Source organism: Microbacterium testaceum StLB037 (genome assembly GCF_008763945.1).
Classification (GTDB): domain Bacteria; phylum Actinomycetota; class Actinomycetes; order Actinomycetales; family Microbacteriaceae; genus Microbacterium; species Microbacterium testaceum_G.
On the sequence record NZ_VTQH01000002.1, the window covers coordinates 56,205 to 74,785 of the forward strand.

An 18,581-nucleotide genomic window follows, 5' to 3' on the forward strand; every position below is an offset into this window, starting at 1 on the left:
CCGAGGCGGGGGAGGAGGCGATCACTGACCGGCCTTCTCGGCGGCGGCGCCCACCAGGGCGATGTACTCGTCGCCGAAGGAGGTGCCGATCGACAGCGGGCTCGGGTTCGCAGCCGCGGCGATCGTGGTGTTGTCGGTCAGGGCGGCGAACGCGCCGTTCTTGATTGCGGGGATGCGCGACCACAGGGGGTCGCTCTGCAGCTGGGCGAGCAGCTCGGGGGTTCCGTAGCCGACCATCACGTCGACGTCGGAGAACGACTCGATGTTCTCGGTGCTCTGCGTGAACCAGAACGTCTCGCTGTCTTTGCTGGAGGTCTCGACGGCCGACGAAGGCGTCATGCCGAGCTCCGAGAGGTACAGCGCGCGCGGGTCCTTCAGCGAGTAGTAGCCGAGGGTGCTCAGGTCGGTGGGGTCGAGGTAGGTGAAGAGGGTCTTCTTCCCGGCGAGGGCCGGGTACTTCGCCGACTCGTCGGTCACGTGCTTCTCGAGGTCGCCGACGAGCTGCTGCGCCTGGTCTTCGCGGCCGAGGGCCTTGGCATCCGTCAGCGTCATCTGCTGCCACGAGGTGCCCCACGCGATCTCGGGGTACGCCACAACGGGGGCGATCTTGCTGAGCGTGTCGTACTGCTCCTGCGTCATGCCCGAGTAGGCGCCGAGGATGACGTCGGGCTTCGCGTCGGCGATCGCCTCGTAGTCGAAACCGTCGGTCTCGTCCATGAGCGTGGGCGTCTCGGCGCCGAGCTCGTCGAGCTTGTCTTTGACCCAGGGGAGCATTCCGTCCCCGTCCTCGTCGCCCCAGGTGACCTTGGGCATGGCGACCGGGACGACGCCCAGCGCGAGAGCGGCTTCTTGGTTGCCCCAGCTGACCGTGACGACGCGCTTCGGCTCCGCCTCGATCGTGGTCTCGCCGAAAGCGTGGTCGATCGTGACCGGGAACGACCCCGTTGCCGACGTCGACGACCCTTCCTGCGCGCCCGGGGCGGCTGAGGTGCCGGCGCAGCCGGTGAGGACGAGGGCGGTACCGACGGCGAGTGCCGCCAGAGCGCGGAATCGGGACACGAAGAGCCTCCTGCGTGTTAGGTAAGGATAGGCTTAGTTTAGTTCAGGGGTCGGGTGAGAACGCAAACCCGGATGCCGAGGGGGCGGGCGAATCGTCTCGGCGTCGAGGTAGCGGCATCCGGGGTCCGGCGGCTTGCTTTCGCGTCGAGAGGCGGGCTGTCGGCGGGCATCCACGGGCGCGTCATATACTGGGTGGCTGGCCATGTCGGCCTGCTTCCCCATCCCCGAAGAACGGACGTTCGCTGTGCTCGCCGTGCACGACCTCGAGATCCGCGTGGGTGCCCGCGTGCTCATGTCCGACGTGGCGTTCCGCGTCTCCGACGGCGACAAGATCGGCCTCGTCGGGCGCAACGGTGCCGGAAAGACCACCCTCACCAAGGTGCTCGCCGGCGACCTGCTGCCCTCCAACGGCGGCGTCGACCGCTCGGGTGAACTCGGCTACCTTCCGCAGGACCCCCGCTCGGGAGACCCCGAGATGCTCGCGCGCACGCGCATCCTCGACGCCCGCGGGCTCGGATCCCTCGCCCTCGGCATGCACGAGGCGTCGATGGCGATGGGCGACGACGACCCCGCCGTGGCCGCGAAGGCCATGAAGAAGTACGCGAACCTCACGGAGCGCTTCGAGGCGGCCGGTGGGTATGCGGCCGAGGCCGAGGCGGCATCCATCGCTCACAACCTCTCTCTTCCCGACCGCATCCTCGATCAGCCGCTGAAGACCCTCTCGGGCGGTCAGCGTCGGCGCATCGAGCTCGCGCGCATCCTGTTCTCGGACGCGCAGACGATGATCCTCGACGAGCCGACCAACCACCTCGACGCCGACAGCGTCGTGTGGCTGCGCGAGTTCCTCAAGGGATACAAGGGCGGGCTCATCGTGATCTCGCACGACGTCGAGCTCGTCGGCGAGACCGTCAACCGCGTCTTCTACCTGGATGCCAATCGCCAGGTCATCGATGTCTACAACATGAACTGGAAGAACTACCTGCGCCAGCGGGTGGCCGACGAGGAGCGCCGCAAGAAGGAGCGCGTCAACGTCGAGAAGAAGGCCACGGCCCTGCAGCTGCAGGCCGCGCGCTTCGGTGCGAAGGCCTCGAAGGCGGCGGCGGCGCACCAGATGGTCGCGCGCGCCGAGAAGATGCTGTCGGGCCTCGACGAGGTGCGTGCGGAGGAGCGCGTCGCCAAGCTCCGCTTCCCGAAGCCCGCACCGTGCGGCAAGACCCCGCTCATGGCATCCGGTCTGTCGAAGTCGTACGGGTCGCTGGAGATCTTCACCGACGTCGACCTCGCGATCGACCGCGGTTCACGCGTGGTCATCCTGGGACTGAACGGTGCCGGAAAGACGACGCTGCTGCGCATCCTCGCCGGCGTCGACCAGCCCGACACCGGGCAGCTCGAGCCCGGCCACGGCCTGAAGATCGGGTACTACGCGCAGGAGCACGAGAACCTCGACGTGAACCGTTCGGTGCTCGAGAACATGATGTCGTCAGCGCCGCACATCACGGCGACCGAGGCGCGCAAGGTGCTGGGATCGTTCCTGTTCGTCGGGGATGACGTGCTCAAGCCCGCGGGCGTGCTCTCGGGTGGAGAGAAGACGCGTCTGTCGCTCGCGACGCTCGTGGTGTCGTCGGCGAACATGCTGCTTTTGGATGAGCCCACGAACAACCTCGACCCCGCCTCGCGCGAGGAGATCCTCGGCGCGCTGTCGCACTACGAGGGAGCTGTCGTGCTCGTCTCGCACGACGAGGGAGCGGTCGAGGCGCTCAACCCCGAGCGCGTGCTGATCCTGCCCGACGGCGTCGAAGACATCTGGGGTCGCGATTACGCGGATCTGATCACGCTGGCGTAATCACCGTCGGCGCTTCGCGCGGATGTCCCGGATGCCGCGGGTGCGGCGCACCCGACCGACTTAGGGGCCCGCGGGCGAACTCCAGCGCATCCACACCGCGTCGGTGCCGGGCCACGGCGCGGGATCGTCGACGAATCCCTCGCGGAGATAGAACCCTCGCACCACGGCGTTGCCGTTGTCGTATTCGGTGACCAGGTCTCCGTCTATCGCGCGCGCCCGGCTCTTCGCCGCATCGACGAGTCGGCGACCGATACCCCGGTGCTGATGCTCCGGAATGACGTACACCTTCCAGAGCACGACGTCGTCGTCGAGGCGGTCGATCTCGGCCATCCCGACGACCTCGCCCTCGTGGCAGGCGACATCGATGCGTCCCTCGTGGATTGCGGCGCCGATGGCCTCGTCGCTCCAGTACCGGTCCAACCCGGCGACGACGAAGCCGGCTCCGCGCGAGGGGCCGTACGTGGGCGGCCAGCTGAGGATGCCGACCAGTCGCACGGCGGCGAGGTCGTCGGCGGTGGCAGGACGGACGGTCGAGGGCATGCCGCCATCCTGTCGGACGTGTCAGCGCGCGTCGAGCAGAGCGTCCTCGTCGTCGGCGTCGCGGTCCTTCGGGCGCTTGCGCGAGCGGTGCAGGGCGACGGGGTCGACGCGGCGGCGCTCTCCCGTCGGCTTCTCGGGCGCCGGGGCGGGGGCGGGGAGTTCCTCCTCGTCGTCCTCGTCTTCTTCGCGGCGGAGCTTGCGCTCGTTGATGATCACGTAGGTGAGGAAGCCGAAGCCCATGACGGCGAACAGGATCCACTGCACCGCGTACGAGAGGTAGGGGCCCGGGTCGTTGCTGGGCGGGTCGACCGGGGCGGGCGCGGTGGCGGGGGCTGGGTCTTCCGACAGGAGCAGGCCGTAAGCGCCCTGTTCGATCGGGCCGGTCTGCTCCTCGACGAGCCCGAGGTTGATGGTCGGAACCTGGCCGGCCTCGGCGGTTCGACCCGAGGTCGGGGCCGCCTCTTCGGGGCGCAGGCGCACCTCGACGGTGACCTGTCCGGTGGGCGGCGCGGGAATCTCGTCCGGTTCGGACTGCTGATTACCCGGGGCGAGCCACCCGCGGTCGACGAGGAAGGTGCGGCCATCGTCGAGTCGGAACGGGACGAGCTGCTCGAACGCGGCCGAGCCGCCGTGCGCGCGGTTGCGCACGAGCAGTTGCTCGTCGGCGAGGTACTGCCCCCGCATGCGGACGGGGCGCCACTCGTCGGCGGGGTTCATCTCGGCGCCGGGGGCGAGCAGGTCGCCGAGGGGTACGGGGGTGGCGTCGTAGTTGTCGGCGACGAGCTGCAGCTGCTCGCTGCGGTCGGCGTTGCGGGAGAACTGCCAGTTCGACAGGAATCCGCAGGCGATCGCGAACAGGATCGCGACGCCGACGTAGATCGCCCAGCGGCCGGCGGCGGGCATCTCTCGCGCGCTCATGACGCGCACCATCCGATGCTCGCGCTCATCTCGACCGACTCGACCACATCTTCCAGGGTACGTCGGACGGCGCGGCACTCACGCGCGGTCGCTCGAGAGCGCGGCAACCTCGACGGGGAAGTCGCGGGCGGCGAGGAATTCGCGGAGGTAGGCCACGTGGTCGTCGCACGCGACCCAGGTCTTCCGGCGGTCGACCGCGTGGATCCGGGGGTTGCGCCACCGGATCGCCCAGACGGCGAGATCACGGCATCCGGCCCGCGAACATTCGGCGGGCTCGTCGGTCACGGGCGGTCGTCGCGCGGCGGGTCGAGGCGCGGAGTCTCGGCGATGCGGATGACGATGGGACCGTCGGCGGCGGGGGCGGCGGCGGGTGAGGCCGTGGGAGCCTCGATGGCCCGCTCGGGGCTGATCGCCTCGGTGGATCCCTGGTCGGCGCCCACGTTGGCGACGATGACGGCGAGATAGGGGAGGAAGATCGCGCCCGCGGCGAAGACGAAGGTGTACCAGCCGTAGGGAGTGATCACGGCCATCGCGATGAAACACGCGATGCGGATCCCCATCATCACCATGTACTTGGTGAAACGGGAGTCGGCGTCCTCCCGCGGTGCCTTGGGGAGCGACGTCGCGGACTGGGCGTTGTGCGATGTCTTCACAGTGGTATCAGGGTACGCCCGTGGGGAAGTCACAGGGCGCGCCTGTGCAGGGACTCTTCGACGTCGTGACAAGCCGCCGGACGCCCTCGCGCCCGGCGGCTCGCTCGCGGAGTCAGGCGCCGTAGCGCGTGCCGCTGCTGTTCGCGGCGGTGGCGATGAGGATCGAGATGCCGATCACGAACAGGATGACGAACGCGAGGGTCACGTAGCCCACGATCACGCCGGCCAGCGCCATACCGCGGCCGCGCTCGCCCCGCTCCTTGATCTGCTTGAGCGAGATGTGCCCCATGATCACACCGGCGATCGATCCGACGACGGGCAGGATCATCACGAAGCCGACGAGGGATGCCACGAGCGAGATGATCGCGAGCACGTTCGTGCGTGCCTGGGCAGCGTAGGCGCCGCCGTATCCGTACGCCGCGTTCGGGGTGCCGTACGCGGGCTGACCGTAGGTCGAGGTGGTCGACTGACCGTACGCGGGAGCGCCGTAGGCCGGGGCGCCGTAGGCAGGAGCCTCGGGCGCGGAGGCGCCGTAGGCCGGGGGAGTGGGGGTGCCGTAGGCGGGAGCCTCGGGCGTGGAGGCGCCGTAGGCCGGGGGAGTGGGGGTGCCGTAGGCGGGCGCCTCCGTGGGCTCGACCGACTCGTACGGGGGCGTGGGGGTCGTCTCGCCCTTCGGGGCGTACGGCGAGGCCGGCTGGTCAGTGCCGTGCGTGTCTCCGGCCCCGGCGTGGTCGGGGTGCTGCGGGTCGGTGGTGCGGTCGTCGCTCACGGGAGTCCCTTTCGTCGCGCGTCGTCCCAGCGTTCCAGCGGCGCTGACCCCGTGTCAAACCTCGGAGGGCGGGCAAGACGGGCGGCCTCGGTAGGCTGGGTCGGTTCCGTCATCGCAAGCGCAGGAGTCTCACCATGTCCCAGGACCGCGTCGTCGTCGTCACCGGAGGAAACCGGGGCATCGGTCGTGCCATCGCCGAGCGCTTCGTCGCCGAGGGGTGGAAGGTCGCCGTGACCGCGCGTTCGGGCGAGGGGCCCGAGGGGACGCTCACCGTTCGCGCCGACGTGACCGACGGGGCGGCCGTCGACGCCGCCTTCTCGCAGGTCGAGGCGGAGCTCGGTCCGATCGCGGTGGTCGTGGCGAACGCCGGCGTGACCAAGGACACCCTGCTGCTGCGCATGAGCGAGGAGGACTTCGACAGCGTCGTGAACACGAACCTCGGTGGCACCTTCCGCGTGGTCAAGCGCGCCTCGAAGGGCATGCTCCGCGCCCGTTGGGGGCGCGTGATCCTCATCTCGAGCGTCGTCGGCCTCTACGGCTCGGCCGGTCAGATCAACTACGCCGCGTCGAAGAGCGCCCTCGTCGGATTCGCACGTTCGCTCACGCGCGAGCTCGGCGGTCGCGGCATCACGGCGAACGTCGTGGCCCCGGGCTTCATCGAGACGGACATGACGGCCGAGTTGGCCGCCGACACCCAGGCCGAGTACAAGAAGAGCATCCCCGCCGGACGTTTCGCCACGCCCGACGAGGTCGCGGGTGTCGTCACCTGGCTCGCCGGTGACGACGCCGCCTACATCTCGGGCGCGGTGATCCCGGTCGACGGCGGCCTGGGCATGGGGCACTGACGACGGCATATCCGATCCGGTGGGGGAGAACTCCTCACCGCACGGCGGCGACGAGCTTTTCGGCGAAGCGCTCCGGCTGGGAGAACTGCGGCCAGTGGCCGGAGTCGAGCTTCACGACCTCGAGCTCGTCGATGCGGTCGACCTCTTCGGCGTAGGCACCCCACTCGGCGAGCACGCGCGGGAGGGAGTCGCTGTCGAGCTGCCCCGACAGGATGGTCACCGGCACGTGGAACCGGTGGTCGTCGGTCAGCGTGATCGGAGAGCTCGGCACGCGGCCGGGGACGTCGACGACGTGCTGCGCGGTGCGCTGACGGGTCTCGTCGTCGATGTCGGCGACGTCCTCGTCGTCGAAGAAGTCCCACCCGGGGAAGTGCACGACGCCGTCTTCGACGGGGAATTCCGAGATCATGGCCCCCGGGTGCGGCACGATCGTGTCGACCAGGACGACGCGCGCCACCCGGTCGGGCCGCCGGTCGGCCGCGCCCCAGACGACATTGCCGCCGCCCGAGTGCCCGACCAGGACGACGCGGTCGTCGAGGCGGTCGACCTCGCCGACGACGGCATCGACCCAGTCGTCGACGACCAGGTCGCCCACGGCCGGACCGGGCAGGGTCAGCGGGTGCGGGCGATGCCCGGCCGCTTCGAGGGCGGGGATGATGTCGTCCCACGACGACGCGTCGAGCCAGAGACCGGGAACCAAGATGACGTCCATGCGGCGAGGGTAGAACGAACCTCCGACATCGGGAAAGGGGTCGTCGCGGCCCGGCGGCCTGGAGTCAGCGCGGCAGCAGCGCGATGACCTCGGCCAGGTCGACGGGTCCGATCACCAGATCCGCGCGCTCGCGCACCGCGGGCTTGGCGTTGAACGCGAGACCGAGCCCCGCGGTCGCCATCATCTCGAGGTCGTTGGCCCCGTCGCCGATCGCGAACGTGAGGGGGAGGGCGACGCCGAGCTCGTCGGCCCAGCGCCGGAGCGTGTCGGCCTTGGCCCTGGCATCCACGATCTCTCCGTCGACCGCTCCCGTGAGCGCGCCGTCGACGGTCCGGAGCCGGTTCGCGCGCCAGAGGTCGACGCCGAGGTCGGGGGCGACCGTGTCGAGCACCTCGTGGAACCCGCCCGAGACCACGCCGACGACCCCGCCGCGCTCGTGCACGGCGGTGATCAGCTCGCGCACACCGGGAGTGGGCTCGATGCGCGCGATGGCGCGTGCGAAAGCCTCAGTGGGCACGCCGGCGAGGGCCTGGACGCGCGACCGCAGGCTGGTCGCGAAGTCGACCTCTCCGCGCATCGCGGCCTCGGTGGCGGCGGCCACTTCGGCGCCGCGTCCGGCTTCGTCGGCGAGCAGTTCTATGACCTCGTTGCGGATCAGCGTGGAATCGGCGTCGAGAACGACGAGGAAGCGGGCGGTCTCAGGCACGCGCACAACGCTAGCGGCAATCGCGGACCGGTCCGGTCCGTCGCGGAGCGTCACGCGCCCGCCGATGTCCGTGCCCCCGCGTAGGCTTCTGCGGTACCCCCGCTTCCTCAGAAGGGATCCCTCCATGGCCGACGTCGAAAGCTTCACCCTGGATCACACCGCCGTGCTCGCGCCCTACGTGCGACTGATCGGCACCGAGTCGGGGCCGCGCGGCGACGTCATCTCGAACTTCGACCTGCGCCTCGTGCAGCCGAACGAGCAGGAGATCCCCACCGCCGGGCTCCACACGATCGAGCACCTGCTCGCGAGCCTCGTGCGCGACCGCATCGACGGTCTCATCGACATCTCGCCGTTCGGTTGCCGCACGGGCTTCCACGTGATCATGTGGGGAGAGCCCGAGGTCGCCGCGCTCGTCGACGCCATCTCCGACTCTCTGCGCGCGATCGCCGACGACGTCGAGTGGGACGACGTGCCCGGCACCGACGCCTTCAGCTGCGGCAACTACCGCGACCACAGCCTGCACACCGCGAAGGAGTGGTCCAAGGCCGTGCTCGCCAAGGGCATTTCCCGTGACGCCTTCGAGCGCGTCGGGGTCTAGAACCTCGGATCCCGGATGCCGAGGGGGCGGTGACCATCTCGGTCGCCGCCCCTTCTGGCATCCGGAGTTCCCGGCATCCGGGATCAGGCGTGGACGTGCACGTCCTTGCCGACGACGGTGATGCCCGTCTCGGTGACCGTGAAGCCGCGCGCGAGGTCGCGCTCGCGATCGACGCCGATGGTGGCGCCGGGCTCGAGGACGACGTTCTTGTCGAGGATCGCGCGGTGGATCCGCGCCCCCGCGCCGACCTGCACGCTGTCGAAGAGCACCGAGTCGGTGATCGTCGAGCCGCCTCCGGCGAGGGCCCACGGGCCGACGACACTGCGTTCGAGGTGGGTTCCCGACAGGACCGAGCCCAGCGAGACGATCGAGTCGATCGCGTTGCCGATGCGTCCGACCGAGTCGCGGACGAACTTCGCCGGCGGGGCGTTGAAGGTCTGCGAGTAGATCGGCCAGTCGTTGTTGTAGAGGTTGAACACGGGCAGGGTCGAGATGAGATCCATGTGCGCGTCGTAGAACGACTCGATCGTGCCCACGTCGCGCCAGTACGACTGATCGCGCGGCGTCGAGCCGGGAACGTCGTTGCGGTTGAAGTCGTACACGGCGGCCTCGCCGCGGTCGACGAAATAGGGGACGATGTCGCCGCCCATGTCGTGCGCCGAGGTCGGCAGCTCGCCGTCGTGGGTGACGGCGTCGACGAGCGCGTCGGCGTCGAAGATGTAGTTGCCCATCGAGGCGAGCACCTCGTGAGGCGCGTCGGCCAGACCGGTCGGGTTCTGCGGCTTCTCGAGGAAGGCGCGGATCTTCGTCGGGTCGGTCGGGTCGGTGTCGATGACGCCGAACTGGTTCGCGAGCGAGATCGGCTGACGGATGCCGGCGACCGTCGCCCGCGCGTCGGAGGCGATGTGGGCGTCGAGCATCTGTTTGAAGTCCATGCGGTACACGTGATCGGCACCGATGACCACGACGATGTCGGGCTTCTCGTCTCGGATGAGGTTCATCGACTGCAGGATGGCGTCGGCGGAGCCGGAGAACCAGCGCTTGCCGAGTCGCTGCTGCGCCGGGACCGAGGCGACGTACGCGCCGAGCATGGGCGACATGCGCCACGTCTGCGAGATGTGGCGGTCGAGGCTGTGCGACTTGTACTGCGTGAGCACGACGAGCTGACGCAGGCCCGAATTGATGAGATTCGAGATCGCGAAGTCGATCAGGCGGTATTGACCGCCGAAGGGGACGGCGGGTTTGGCGCGATCCGCCGTCAGGGGCATGAGTCGCTTTCCCTCGCCGCCGGCGAGGATGATTCCGAAGACCTTCGGCGCTGCAGGCATGGCACCACCCTAGGGCTCCCGCAACCGCGCGGGAACACGTTCACGGCGCGTCTCGCGCTGTACTACGGTTCGTCTCATGCGCGTCGACATCGTGACCAAGGAATACCCGCCGGAGATCTACGGCGGGGCCGGGGTCCACGCCACCGAACTCGTCAAGGCGCTGCGTGCCGAGGGCACCGAGGTGCAGGTGCGCGCGTTCGGCGCGTCGCGCGAGGAGGCGGACACGACGTCGTACGGCGTGCCGGCCGAACTCGCGTCGGCGAACGGCGCGATCCAGACCCTCGGAACCGATCTCGCGATCGTGTCGGACATCGCGGGCGCCGACGTCGTGCACTCCCACACCTGGTACGCGAACTTCGCGGGGCACCTGGCATCCCTTCTCCACGGCATCCCGCACGTGGTGACGGCGCACAGCCTCGAGCCGCTGCGGCCGTGGAAGGCCGAGCAGCTCGGCGGCGGGTACGCGGTGTCGAGCTACATCGAGAAGACCGCGTACGAGGGCGCCGCGGCGGTCGTCGCGGTGAGTTCGGGCATGCGCGACGACATCTTGCGCAGCTACCCCTCGCTCGATCCCGACAAAGTGCGGGTCATCTACAACGGCATCGACACCGAGTCGTGGCATCCGGTGTCGGATGACGACTTCCTGCGGTCGCAGGGCATCGACCCCGCGCGCCCGTCGGTCGTGTTCGTCGGACGCATCACGCGGCAGAAGGGGCTGCCCTATCTGCTGCGCGCGGCGGAGCAGCTGCCGCCCGAGGTGCAGCTCATCCTGTGCGCGGGAGCGCCCGACACCCCGCAGATCATGGCAGAGGTGCAGGAGCTCGTCCGCGGCCTGCAGGCGACCCGCGACGGCGTCGTGTGGATCGAGCGGCTACTGCCCCGCCACGAGCTGTGCGCGATCCTCACCGCGGCGACGACGTTCGTCTGCCCCTCGGTGTACGAGCCGCTGGGCATCGTGAACCTCGAGGCCATGGCGTGCGGCGCGGCGGTCGTCGGGACGGCGACGGGCGGTATTCCGGAGGTCGTCGTGGACGGCGTCACCGGGCGCCTCGTGCCGATCGAGCAGGTGCAGGACGGCACCGGCACGCCCGTGGATCCCGAGCGTTTCGTCGACGACCTCGCCCGCGTGCTGACGGAGGTGGCGATGGATGCCGGGAAGGCCCGGGCCTACGGAGAGGCCGGGCGTCAGCGCGCGGTCGACGACTTCAGCTGGGCGGCGATCGCGGAGACGACGGCGGCGCTGTACGCGGAGGTCGCGGGGAAGTAGGGCGGGGTTCGCGGGGTCCTCGCGGGCCTGCACGTGCTGTCCACAGGGGCCGCGTGGCATCCGGTGCTCTGCCTGCCGGACAGTAGGCTGGGGGCATGCCCCAGGTTCTCGAGTTCTCCGACGTCGTCGTTCGCCGGAACGGGCGGGACATCGTGTCCCACCTCGACTGGATGGTGTCGGATGACCAGCGCTGGGTCGTGCTCGGCCCCAATGGCGCGGGGAAGACGACGGTCCTCCAGCTCGCCGACACGCTGCTGCACCCCACCGCGGGTGCGGTGACGATCCTCGGCGAGCGTCTCGGTCGCACGGACGTGTTCGAGTTGCGTCCGCGCATCGGGTTCGCTTCGTCGGCGATGGCGCGTCGGGTTCCGGCGGAGGAGACCGTGCTCGACGTCGTGCTGACGGCGGCTTTCTCGGTCGTCGGGCGCTGGCGCGAAGACTACGACGACATCGACGAGCGTCGCGCGCTGCGGGTGCTCGCCGAGTGGAAGCTCGACCACCTCGCCGACCGCACCTTCGGCACGCTCAGCGACGGCGAGCAGAAGCGTGTGCAGATCGCTCGTGCCGTCATGACCGACCCCGAGCTGCTGCTGCTCGACGAGCCCACCGCGAGCCTCGACCTCGGTGCGCGCGAAGAGCTGCTCGCGCTGCTGTCGGGGTACGCGCAAGCGCCCACGACGCCGGCGATGGTCATGGTGACGCATCACGTCGAGGAGATCCCCGTCGGCTTCACGCACGTCTTGCTGCTGCGGGACGGTGAGGTCGTGGCATCCGGTCCTCTCGACGAGGCCCTCACGGCGGACAACCTCTCCAAGACGTTCGGGCTCGACATCACGCTCACGCACGAGGCCGGTCGCTGGGCGGCTCGCGCGTCCTGACCTGGTGCGGTATCGCCGGTGACCACGGCTCGGAGCTGGGCCTGGTAGACTCTCCCGTTGGTGCCATCGGCGCCGCAGACTTTGACGTCCTGGCAGAATCCAGGACACCACTTCTCAAAGGACCTCCCATGAAGACTGACATCCACCCCACGTACAAGGCCGTCGTGTTCCGCGACCTCGGTTCGGGCGACACGTTCCTCACCCGTTCGACCGTCTCGAGCGACAAGACGATCGAGCTCGACGGCGTGGAGTACCCCGTCATCGACGTGGAAATCTCGTCGGCTTCGCACCCCTTCTACACGGGCAAGCAGCGCATCATGGACTCCGCCGGTCGTGTCGAGAAGTTCAACCAGCGCTTCAAGAACTTCGGCGGTCGTTGATTCGCAGCGGTTCCCGCAGCGAAAGCCCCTCGTCCTTCGGGACGGGGGGCTTTCGCGTTGTGTGGGGACGTGGGGTGGGGGCGGGGCTGGTGGGGCGTCTGGGAGCGGGGGGCGGCGAGGGTTGCGGGCGGTGTGAGCGCAGGGGCGGCCGATGGGTGGCGTGAGCGCGGGGACGACGTGGGGTTGCGGGCGCCTGTGGGCGGGCTGAGTGCGAGGACGGCATGGTGAGACCGGCAGGGGGTCGGGTCGGGAGACCCGGGGTTCAATTCGGGGGTGGGCGCGTGGTCGTGCGCACGAGGGGTGGCGTCGGGGCTACGGGATCACCTCAGCGGCGTGACGCGATGTCGGTTTGCAACAGGAGCAGTCCGAGCCGGTCGAAACCGCCCAGATCCTGTCGGCGGTCCGCCCACATGCGCTGATCTCGTCGGACGTCGTGCACGAGGGCGGGATCGATGTCGGCGATGGCGAGTCCCTCGCGCTCGTCGACGGCCGCGATCCGGCGTCCGAGAGGGTCGAAGACGCCAGAGCCGCCGATGAAGTCGCTCGGGGCTCCGACAAGGCCGCTGTAGACGACGTAGATCCCGTTGTCGAGAGCGCGTGCGGCCAGATGGAGGTCGCGACGGCGCTCACCGCCCGGGAAATACGCGCCGCTGTTGAGGTAGACGGTGGCTCCGGCCGATGCGGCGGCGGACGCATGCTCGGGGAAGTTCGCGTCGTAACAGACCGAGAGCGCGAACTCGACGTCGGCGATCCGGAACGAGAACCCCCGTGCGCCCGGCGTGAAGATGGCGCGCTCGGGTGCGTGCAGGTGCTGCTTGGAGTACGCCGCGTGCAGAGGTGCGCCGGGAACGACGAGGAGGTCGGTCAGGGTGCGGTGGCTGTCGTGTTGCAGCGCTGTGTTCACCACGGCGACCACACCGGTTGTGTCGACGGCATTCTGCAGAGGGCCGAGCCAGGCGAGGTCGTCGAGCCCCGGCAGTGCGCCTGCGAACGCGGTTTCGTCGTAGCCGGTGACGAACGCTTCGGGAAAGAGGATGAGCTCCGCGCCGGCCGCGGCGCTTTCGACGACGAACTGTGCGGCGCGGGTGACGTTGAGCTCCACGGCGCCGGGAACGGCTTCGGCTTGGACAGTGGCGATGCGGACGGGCACGGGGACAGTCTGGCAGGGGCAGGGGCGGGGGTCAGCGCGGGGCAGGGGGCGGCGAGGGTGGAGGTGAACGCCCAGGCGCGGGTGGGGCGGGGGTCCTGCGCGGCGCTCGTGCCCAGGCCCGTGGCGACGCGGGCTCAGGGAGGGTCGGTCCCGCGCGCGGCCCGTCCGATGCCGACCTCAGAAGGGTGGTGGGTCGGTGTCGTAGGTGCCGCCGAGGGGTGAGACCCAGGTGGTGGGGGCGTCGGGTGGGTGGTCGATGTCCCAGCGGGTTTCGTGGCGGAGGCGGTGGTGATGGCGGCATTTGGGGTCGAGGTTGTCGTCGTCGGTGGTGCCGCCGTCGGCCCAGGCGGTGAGGTGGTCGATGTCGCAGTCGCGTGCGGCGCGGTTGCACCCCGGGAACACGCAGGTGGGTGAGGTGATCCCCAGCCACCGGCGCAGCGCGACGGGCACCCGGTAGGTCTTGCGGTCGAGCACGAGGGGTGCGCCGGTGACGGGGTGGGTGAGCAGGCGGATCCACGAGGTGGCGGTGCCGGCGAGGCGTCGTGCGGTGTCGAGGTCGATGGGTCCGTAGCCCTCGAGGGTGGCGGGTTCGGTGTCGGCGCCGAGGAGCGTGAGCGCGGGGACGGTGAAGATGATCGTCGCCGGTGGGGCGGAGCGGAACGTGCGCGGTGAGGCAGGCGCGACAGGCGCGGGCGGGTCGTCGCGTGTTGCGGGCGGGTCGTCGTGCGGTGCGGGCGGGCCATCTGGCGGCGCCGTCAAGCCGCCGTGCGGTGCGGGTGAGCCGTCGTGCGGTGCGGGTGAGCCGTCGTGCGGTACGGGCGAGGCGCCGTGCGACGCGGGCGACGGTGTGGAGCGGGTAGTGCTGTTCGCGCCGGGCGCGGTAACGGAAGCGTTGGGGAACACGGGTGGGGCCGTCGTCGCAGCCTTCGGGGCATCCGTCATCGTCACGAGGTCGGCGAACGCGTCGGCGCGCAGCTGCGCGAGGGTGCGTTCTTCGTCGGGCGCAGCACGCACGTGCCGGGCGGCTTTGTCGAGGCGGGACATGACAGCGTGCGCCCGGTCAGCGGGGAGCAGCGCGTGCAGGGAGGCCATGCCATCCAGCTCCGCCCGCATCCACACCCCGCGGTCCTCCGCGGCGCGGCGATGACGGGCCTCGATCGACTCCGCGTGCACGCGTTCACGAATCGCGCGGGCTGCGACGGCGAACTTCGCCGGGGTCAACACCAGCGCGGGCGGGCACGCTTCGTCGTCGAAACGCGCGAACGCGTCGGCGTCACCGGCGGGCAGGGTCGACGCCAACCGCGCCGCATCGACCGCGTGCCTCTCGGACAGACGTCCCTCACCGAACGCGGCCCACAGCTTCGGGCACCCCACCGCCAGCGTCCGCGCGTGCGCGGCCCGCGTGCGAACGGTCTGCTCGGATAGGTGCAGACGCACCGCGATCTCCGCCACCGCCGCGCGCTCGGCGAGATCGACGCGGTCACGCCGCACGGCCCTAGGGGTGCGGCCCCGGGGATCCTGCCACGCACGATCGAGCGTCGGGTCGGGGCCGACCCACGGTGTCGGATCGAACGCGGCGTCGTCGAGGATCGCCAGGATCAGGCGGTACTCCTCCGCCGTCGCCCGCTGCCGCTCGGCGACCACGTTCTCCAGGTGGCCCACCCGCCCATCGACATCCGACACCGCCAGAAACGCGCTATCGAGCGGGTGCGCGAGGGCGTCCCCCTCCCACGCATCGACGCCACCGAGACCATCACACGGAAACACCTGCCCCGCAAGCACAGACACCTCACCGGGCGCCGGGCTGTCGGCATCCGTCCACCACTCGACATCGCCGCTTTCCCGGAAAGCCGCCCACTCCGCTTCGAACTCGAGCTCGTCATCACTCGGCCACGGCGCACCATCGCACTCCCGAAACACCGGCGTCGGCCGGTCTGCGGAGCGTGGGCTGCGGGTCATGGCAGAACGCTATCGCCGACCTCCGACATCGGATCGGGGCGGGGGTTGCCGCAGGTGGAGGGCCCGTTCGCAGGGGAAAGGTCACGAGTCCGGGTGCCACCCGTGCCGCCGTCTGCAGGCGTGCGGAGCCAGCGCATGCGGGGAGTTCGCGTGGGGTTTGCGCGACGACCCGCCGATGGTCGGAGCACCTCGCACACGGGAGTGAGGGCCCGCCGTGGCCCGCGGACGACTGTGGGGATCGCGACCTGTGGCGGGGCGAAGGTCGTCGAGCCCGGCGGGCGCGCGGCGAACGAGGCTCACATCCGCGCACTCATGCCGGCTCTCCGCTGATGACGCGATCGCAGCCTTGTCCCGGCTGCCGGACCGACACGCAGGAGGAGGCGCCCTCGCCCGGCCCCGGGCGTCTTCGCCGCGCTGAGCTCGAAAAGACGCCCCCGCCCCCGGTCGACCCGGGAGCGGGAGCGTCTACCGCGCGACGATCAGATCGCGTCGGACGCTCGAGTCACCCGCCGACGTCGCACCGCCATGACCGACAGCGCCGCGCCGCCGATGACAGCCGCAAGAGCCCACATCATCGCCGCGATCGGCGCTTCCGAGCCGGTCGCGCCGAGCTGACCGGGCCCGGCAGGCGGAACGGCCGCAGCGGACACCGACGGCGAGGCCGACGGCGAGGGAACGACCGCGGCAACGACCGGCCCGACGGGCGCGCTCGTGCGCGACTGAGTGAGATAGTCGGTGAGGTTGCCCGTCACGGTCACCGTCACCGTTCGTCCCTCGGCGGTGGGCGGGATCACATAGGTGGGGGTCGTGGCATCCGGGATCGGAGTCCCGTCGACGGCCCAGGAATACGCGAACGAGGTGCCCTCGGTCCACCCGGGGGTGGTCGCCGTGAGCATCGAACCGACCGCGGTCTCGCCCACGATGACCGGCGCCTGTGCGTCGACGGGATACTCCCGCACCGCGAGTGTGCTCGCACACACCGCGCACGTTCCGCCGAGGCTTGTGACGGCCTCGGCGGTGAGGACGCCACCGGAGGCGTCGTCGGCGATCGTCACCTCGAACGTCGTCGTGGCGGTGCGTCCGGGGTCGGTCGCAGGAATGGTCCAGACCAACTCGTCACCGGACAGCGTCACACCGACGGGCAGGGTGGCCTCGTTGATCGAGGCGCGATCCAGGATGCCGCTGACATCCAGCGTCGCGGTCGAGGAGGCGAGCGGGACGAGCCCGGTGTTGTCGGCCGTGAGCGTATAGCTCGTGGAAGCTTCGCGATCGAGTGGAGCGGTCGCCGCCGTGGTCAGCGCGAGTGTGAACTGGTCGGGCCACGCGGGCTTGTCGGCATCCAGGATCCAGTCCGTGTAGAACGCCTCCAGGTCGCGGCCGGAAATCTCCTCGGCGAGGGCGAGGAGGTCGGCTCCGGTCGTGCTGGTCCCGCTGTTGCGTAGCTGCCACTGCTTCACGACGTCGAAGAACGCGTCGTCGCCAATCGCCACGCGAAGCGCCGCCCAGAACTGCGCCGACCGGTCGTAGGTCTGATAGTCGTACAGGGAGGCGGAGTCGGTCTGGGCTCCGGGGGCGATGGTCCAGTCGGCTTCTTCCGCCGGCGTGCTGTTCCACGCGTCGAACTGCGCCTCGCGAGAGGCGGTGCCGGCGCCGAACCCGTCGCTGCCGGCGTAGTAGCTCTCGGACCAGGTGGCCATGCCCTCGGCGACCCAGATGTCGGTCCACGTCGTGGGGGACACGTTGTTGCCGTACCACTGGTGGGCGAGCTCGTGCACGAGGGTGCTGGTGTTGATCCGCGTCGGGAAGAACGAGCGGTCCTGCGTCTCGAGCGCGTAATTGATTCCGCGCGGGACGCGATCGACGACAACGCCCGCGCTGCGGCCCGGGTAGGGACCGTAGAGGGACTCGAGGTTGCGGATGATCGGCCCGAGCTGGCTCACCGCCGTGGTCACGGTCGCCTTGTTCGCCGTGGTCGATGTTGAGTCGACGAACGACCACGCCGGGATCGTGCTGCCGTCGGTGAGGGTCACCGACGATTCGATGACGTCGTAGCGTCCGATCGAGATGAGGAGCAACTCGGATGCCATCTGCTTCGTCTGCTGCCAGGCCCAGGTCGTGCGGGTTCCATCCGCCGAGGGCGTCTTCGACAGCAGTTCGCCGTTGCTGACGGCGGCGGCCGGGGCCGCTCCCGCACCGGTGGCGTCGGTCAGGGTCGTCGGAACGTCGAGGGAGATCGAGTAGGTGGCCTTGTCGCCCGGCGTGTTGTTGTGAGGGAATCCGGTCATGTTGCCGACCGGTTGACCGAGCATCGTCGCCCCGTCGGTGGTGGCGTTCCACCCCTCGTACGAGCCGTCGGCGTCGACGTGGGCCTGTGGGACCCCGTGATAGGCGATCGTGACCCGGAACTCGCCCGTGACCGGGGTGGCGGGGGTCACGACGAGCTTGTGCCGGATCGCGCCGGCGTCGATGTCGCGCTGCCACGCGGCGGGCGTGCCGTCCACCGTCACGGAGTCGACCACGAGCCCTTCGAAGTCGAGCGAGAAGCTGCGCAGCGGCGCGGAGGCGCGAGCGGTCATCGTCGAGGTCGCGACGATGGAGCCCGCGACGACCGAGCCGGTCTGCACCGCATCGGGGGTCCACGCGAGGTCGATGTCGTAGTTGAGGGCGTCGTAGCCGCCGTTGCCGACATTCGGGAACATCGCGTCGCCCGAGGTGCGCGCGCCGTCCACCGGGTCGGCCGCGACCGCCGGCGCGACGGACGACGAGACGAGCCCCGCCACGAGTGCGGCCGTTCCCAGTGTCAGGAGTGAGCGGCGGAAGAGGGGAGGGTGCGAGGGAGGGGCTGCCGTAGCCTGGCGCATGTGTTCTGTCGTCCGTTCAGAAGATGCGGCGGCACACGTGAAAGGGAGCCGCCGAGGTGGTTGTCGCCACCGTAGGGGCGGCAGGTTTCGGCCGCGTGTCGAACGAGGGCGGGAT

18 protein-coding genes are annotated in these 18,581 nt (G+C 70.1%); 6 read left to right on the forward strand and 12 right to left on the reverse strand.

What is annotated here, in order from left to right; translation table 11 throughout:
- Positions 1 to 21 precede the first annotated feature (21 nt).
- Positions 22 to 1,059 carry an iron-siderophore ABC transporter substrate-binding protein gene (locus tag F9B98_RS08905; protein ID WP_150956188.1) on the reverse strand — a complete coding sequence of 346 codons (1,038 nt, stop codon included), beginning with the start codon at positions 1,057 to 1,059 and terminating at the stop codon, positions 22 to 24.
- A gap of 244 nt (positions 1,060 to 1,303) precedes the next feature.
- Here F9B98_RS08905 and F9B98_RS08910 point away from each other — a divergent pair, with 244 nt between their 5' ends.
- Entirely contained in the window at positions 1,304 to 2,902 is a 1,599-nt protein-coding gene (locus F9B98_RS08910; RefSeq protein ID WP_150957755.1) for an ABC-F family ATP-binding cassette domain-containing protein, read from the forward strand.
- Between the two features lie 60 nt (positions 2,903 to 2,962).
- On the opposite strand, the gene F9B98_RS08915 is transcribed toward F9B98_RS08910, so the two are convergent.
- The 5 genes from F9B98_RS08915 to F9B98_RS16235 all read right to left on the reverse strand — a co-directional run bounded on the left by F9B98_RS08915 (position 2,963) and on the right by F9B98_RS16235 (position 5,782).
- Complete coding sequence (locus F9B98_RS08915; protein ID WP_150956191.1) at positions 2,963 to 3,442, reverse strand: GNAT family N-acetyltransferase; 480 nt, start codon at positions 3,440 to 3,442, stop codon at positions 2,963 to 2,965.
- A gap of 21 nt (positions 3,443 to 3,463) precedes the next feature.
- A complete protein-coding gene (locus F9B98_RS08920; protein ID WP_225310292.1) occupies positions 3,464 to 4,360 on the reverse strand; it encodes an SURF1 family protein in 897 nt (298 codons plus the stop codon).
- A gap of 78 nt (positions 4,361 to 4,438) precedes the next feature.
- The gene (locus F9B98_RS08925; RefSeq protein ID WP_150956194.1) at positions 4,439 to 4,645 is read right to left on the reverse strand and encodes a hypothetical protein; all 207 of its coding nucleotides are present in this window, start codon (positions 4,643 to 4,645) and stop codon (positions 4,439 to 4,441) included.
- A complete protein-coding gene (locus F9B98_RS08930) occupies positions 4,642 to 5,013 on the reverse strand; it encodes a DUF3099 domain-containing protein (RefSeq protein WP_150956197.1) in 372 nt (123 codons plus the stop codon). The genes F9B98_RS08925 and F9B98_RS08930 overlap by 4 nt, the downstream gene beginning before the upstream one ends.
- A 112-nt stretch (positions 5,014 to 5,125) precedes the next feature.
- Entirely contained in the window at positions 5,126 to 5,782 is a 657-nt protein-coding gene (locus F9B98_RS16235; protein WP_150956199.1) for a DUF4190 domain-containing protein, read from the reverse strand.
- Positions 5,783 to 5,916: 134 nt separating this feature from the next.
- Here F9B98_RS16235 and fabG point away from each other — a divergent pair, with 134 nt between their 5' ends.
- Positions 5,917 to 6,627 (forward strand): 3-oxoacyl-ACP reductase FabG, encoded by a 711-nt coding sequence (fabG, locus tag F9B98_RS08940; protein ID WP_150956204.1) that lies wholly within the window; start codon positions 5,917 to 5,919, stop codon positions 6,625 to 6,627.
- Positions 6,628 to 6,661: 34 nt separating this feature from the next.
- On the opposite strand, the gene F9B98_RS08945 is transcribed toward fabG, so the two are convergent.
- Both F9B98_RS08945 and serB read right to left on the reverse strand, forming a co-directional pair.
- A complete protein-coding gene (locus F9B98_RS08945; protein ID WP_150956207.1) occupies positions 6,662 to 7,339 on the reverse strand; it encodes an alpha/beta fold hydrolase in 678 nt (225 codons plus the stop codon).
- Positions 7,340 to 7,403: 64 nt separating this feature from the next.
- Positions 7,404 to 8,045, reverse strand: a complete 642-nt coding sequence (gene serB / locus F9B98_RS08950; protein ID WP_150956212.1) for a phosphoserine phosphatase SerB — start codon at positions 8,043 to 8,045, stop codon at positions 7,404 to 7,406.
- Between the two features lie 124 nt (positions 8,046 to 8,169).
- Here serB and F9B98_RS08955 point away from each other — a divergent pair, with 124 nt between their 5' ends.
- A complete protein-coding gene (locus F9B98_RS08955) occupies positions 8,170 to 8,643 on the forward strand; it encodes an S-ribosylhomocysteine lyase (RefSeq protein ID WP_150956214.1) in 474 nt (157 codons plus the stop codon).
- An 83-nt stretch (positions 8,644 to 8,726) separates the two neighbouring features.
- On the opposite strand, the gene glgC is transcribed toward F9B98_RS08955, so the two are convergent.
- Entirely contained in the window at positions 8,727 to 9,971 is a 1,245-nt protein-coding gene (glgC, locus tag F9B98_RS08960; RefSeq protein WP_150956217.1) for a glucose-1-phosphate adenylyltransferase, read from the reverse strand.
- Between the two features lie 76 nt (positions 9,972 to 10,047).
- On the opposite strand from glgC, the gene glgA reads away from it, so the two are divergent.
- The 3 genes from glgA to F9B98_RS08975 all read left to right on the forward strand — a co-directional run bounded on the left by glgA (position 10,048) and on the right by F9B98_RS08975 (position 12,496).
- The gene (gene glgA, locus F9B98_RS08965; RefSeq protein ID WP_150956220.1) at positions 10,048 to 11,238 is read left to right on the forward strand and encodes a glycogen synthase; all 1,191 of its coding nucleotides are present in this window, start codon (positions 10,048 to 10,050) and stop codon (positions 11,236 to 11,238) included.
- Positions 11,239 to 11,333: 95 nt separating this feature from the next.
- Complete coding sequence (locus F9B98_RS08970) at positions 11,334 to 12,116, forward strand: ABC transporter ATP-binding protein (protein ID WP_150956224.1); 783 nt, start codon at positions 11,334 to 11,336, stop codon at positions 12,114 to 12,116.
- Positions 12,117 to 12,244: 128 nt separating this feature from the next.
- Positions 12,245 to 12,496, forward strand: a complete 252-nt coding sequence (locus F9B98_RS08975) for a type B 50S ribosomal protein L31 (RefSeq protein ID WP_013586710.1) — start codon at positions 12,245 to 12,247, stop codon at positions 12,494 to 12,496.
- A gap of 325 nt (positions 12,497 to 12,821) precedes the next feature.
- On the opposite strand, the gene F9B98_RS08980 is transcribed toward F9B98_RS08975, so the two are convergent.
- From F9B98_RS08980 to F9B98_RS08990, 3 genes are all read right to left on the reverse strand, one after another.
- Positions 12,822 to 13,646 carry a carbon-nitrogen hydrolase family protein gene (locus tag F9B98_RS08980; RefSeq protein WP_150956227.1) on the reverse strand — a complete coding sequence of 275 codons (825 nt, stop codon included), beginning with the start codon at positions 13,644 to 13,646 and terminating at the stop codon, positions 12,822 to 12,824.
- Between the two features lie 177 nt (positions 13,647 to 13,823).
- A complete protein-coding gene (locus tag F9B98_RS08985) occupies positions 13,824 to 15,605 on the reverse strand; it encodes an HNH endonuclease signature motif containing protein (RefSeq protein ID WP_150956230.1) in 1,782 nt (593 codons plus the stop codon).
- A gap of 479 nt (positions 15,606 to 16,084) precedes the next feature.
- Positions 16,085 to 18,385: a M1 family metallopeptidase gene (locus F9B98_RS08990; RefSeq protein ID WP_150956233.1), complete on the reverse strand. Its 2,301-nt coding sequence runs from the start codon at positions 18,383 to 18,385 to the stop codon at positions 16,085 to 16,087.
- Positions 18,386 to 18,581 lie beyond the last annotated feature (196 nt).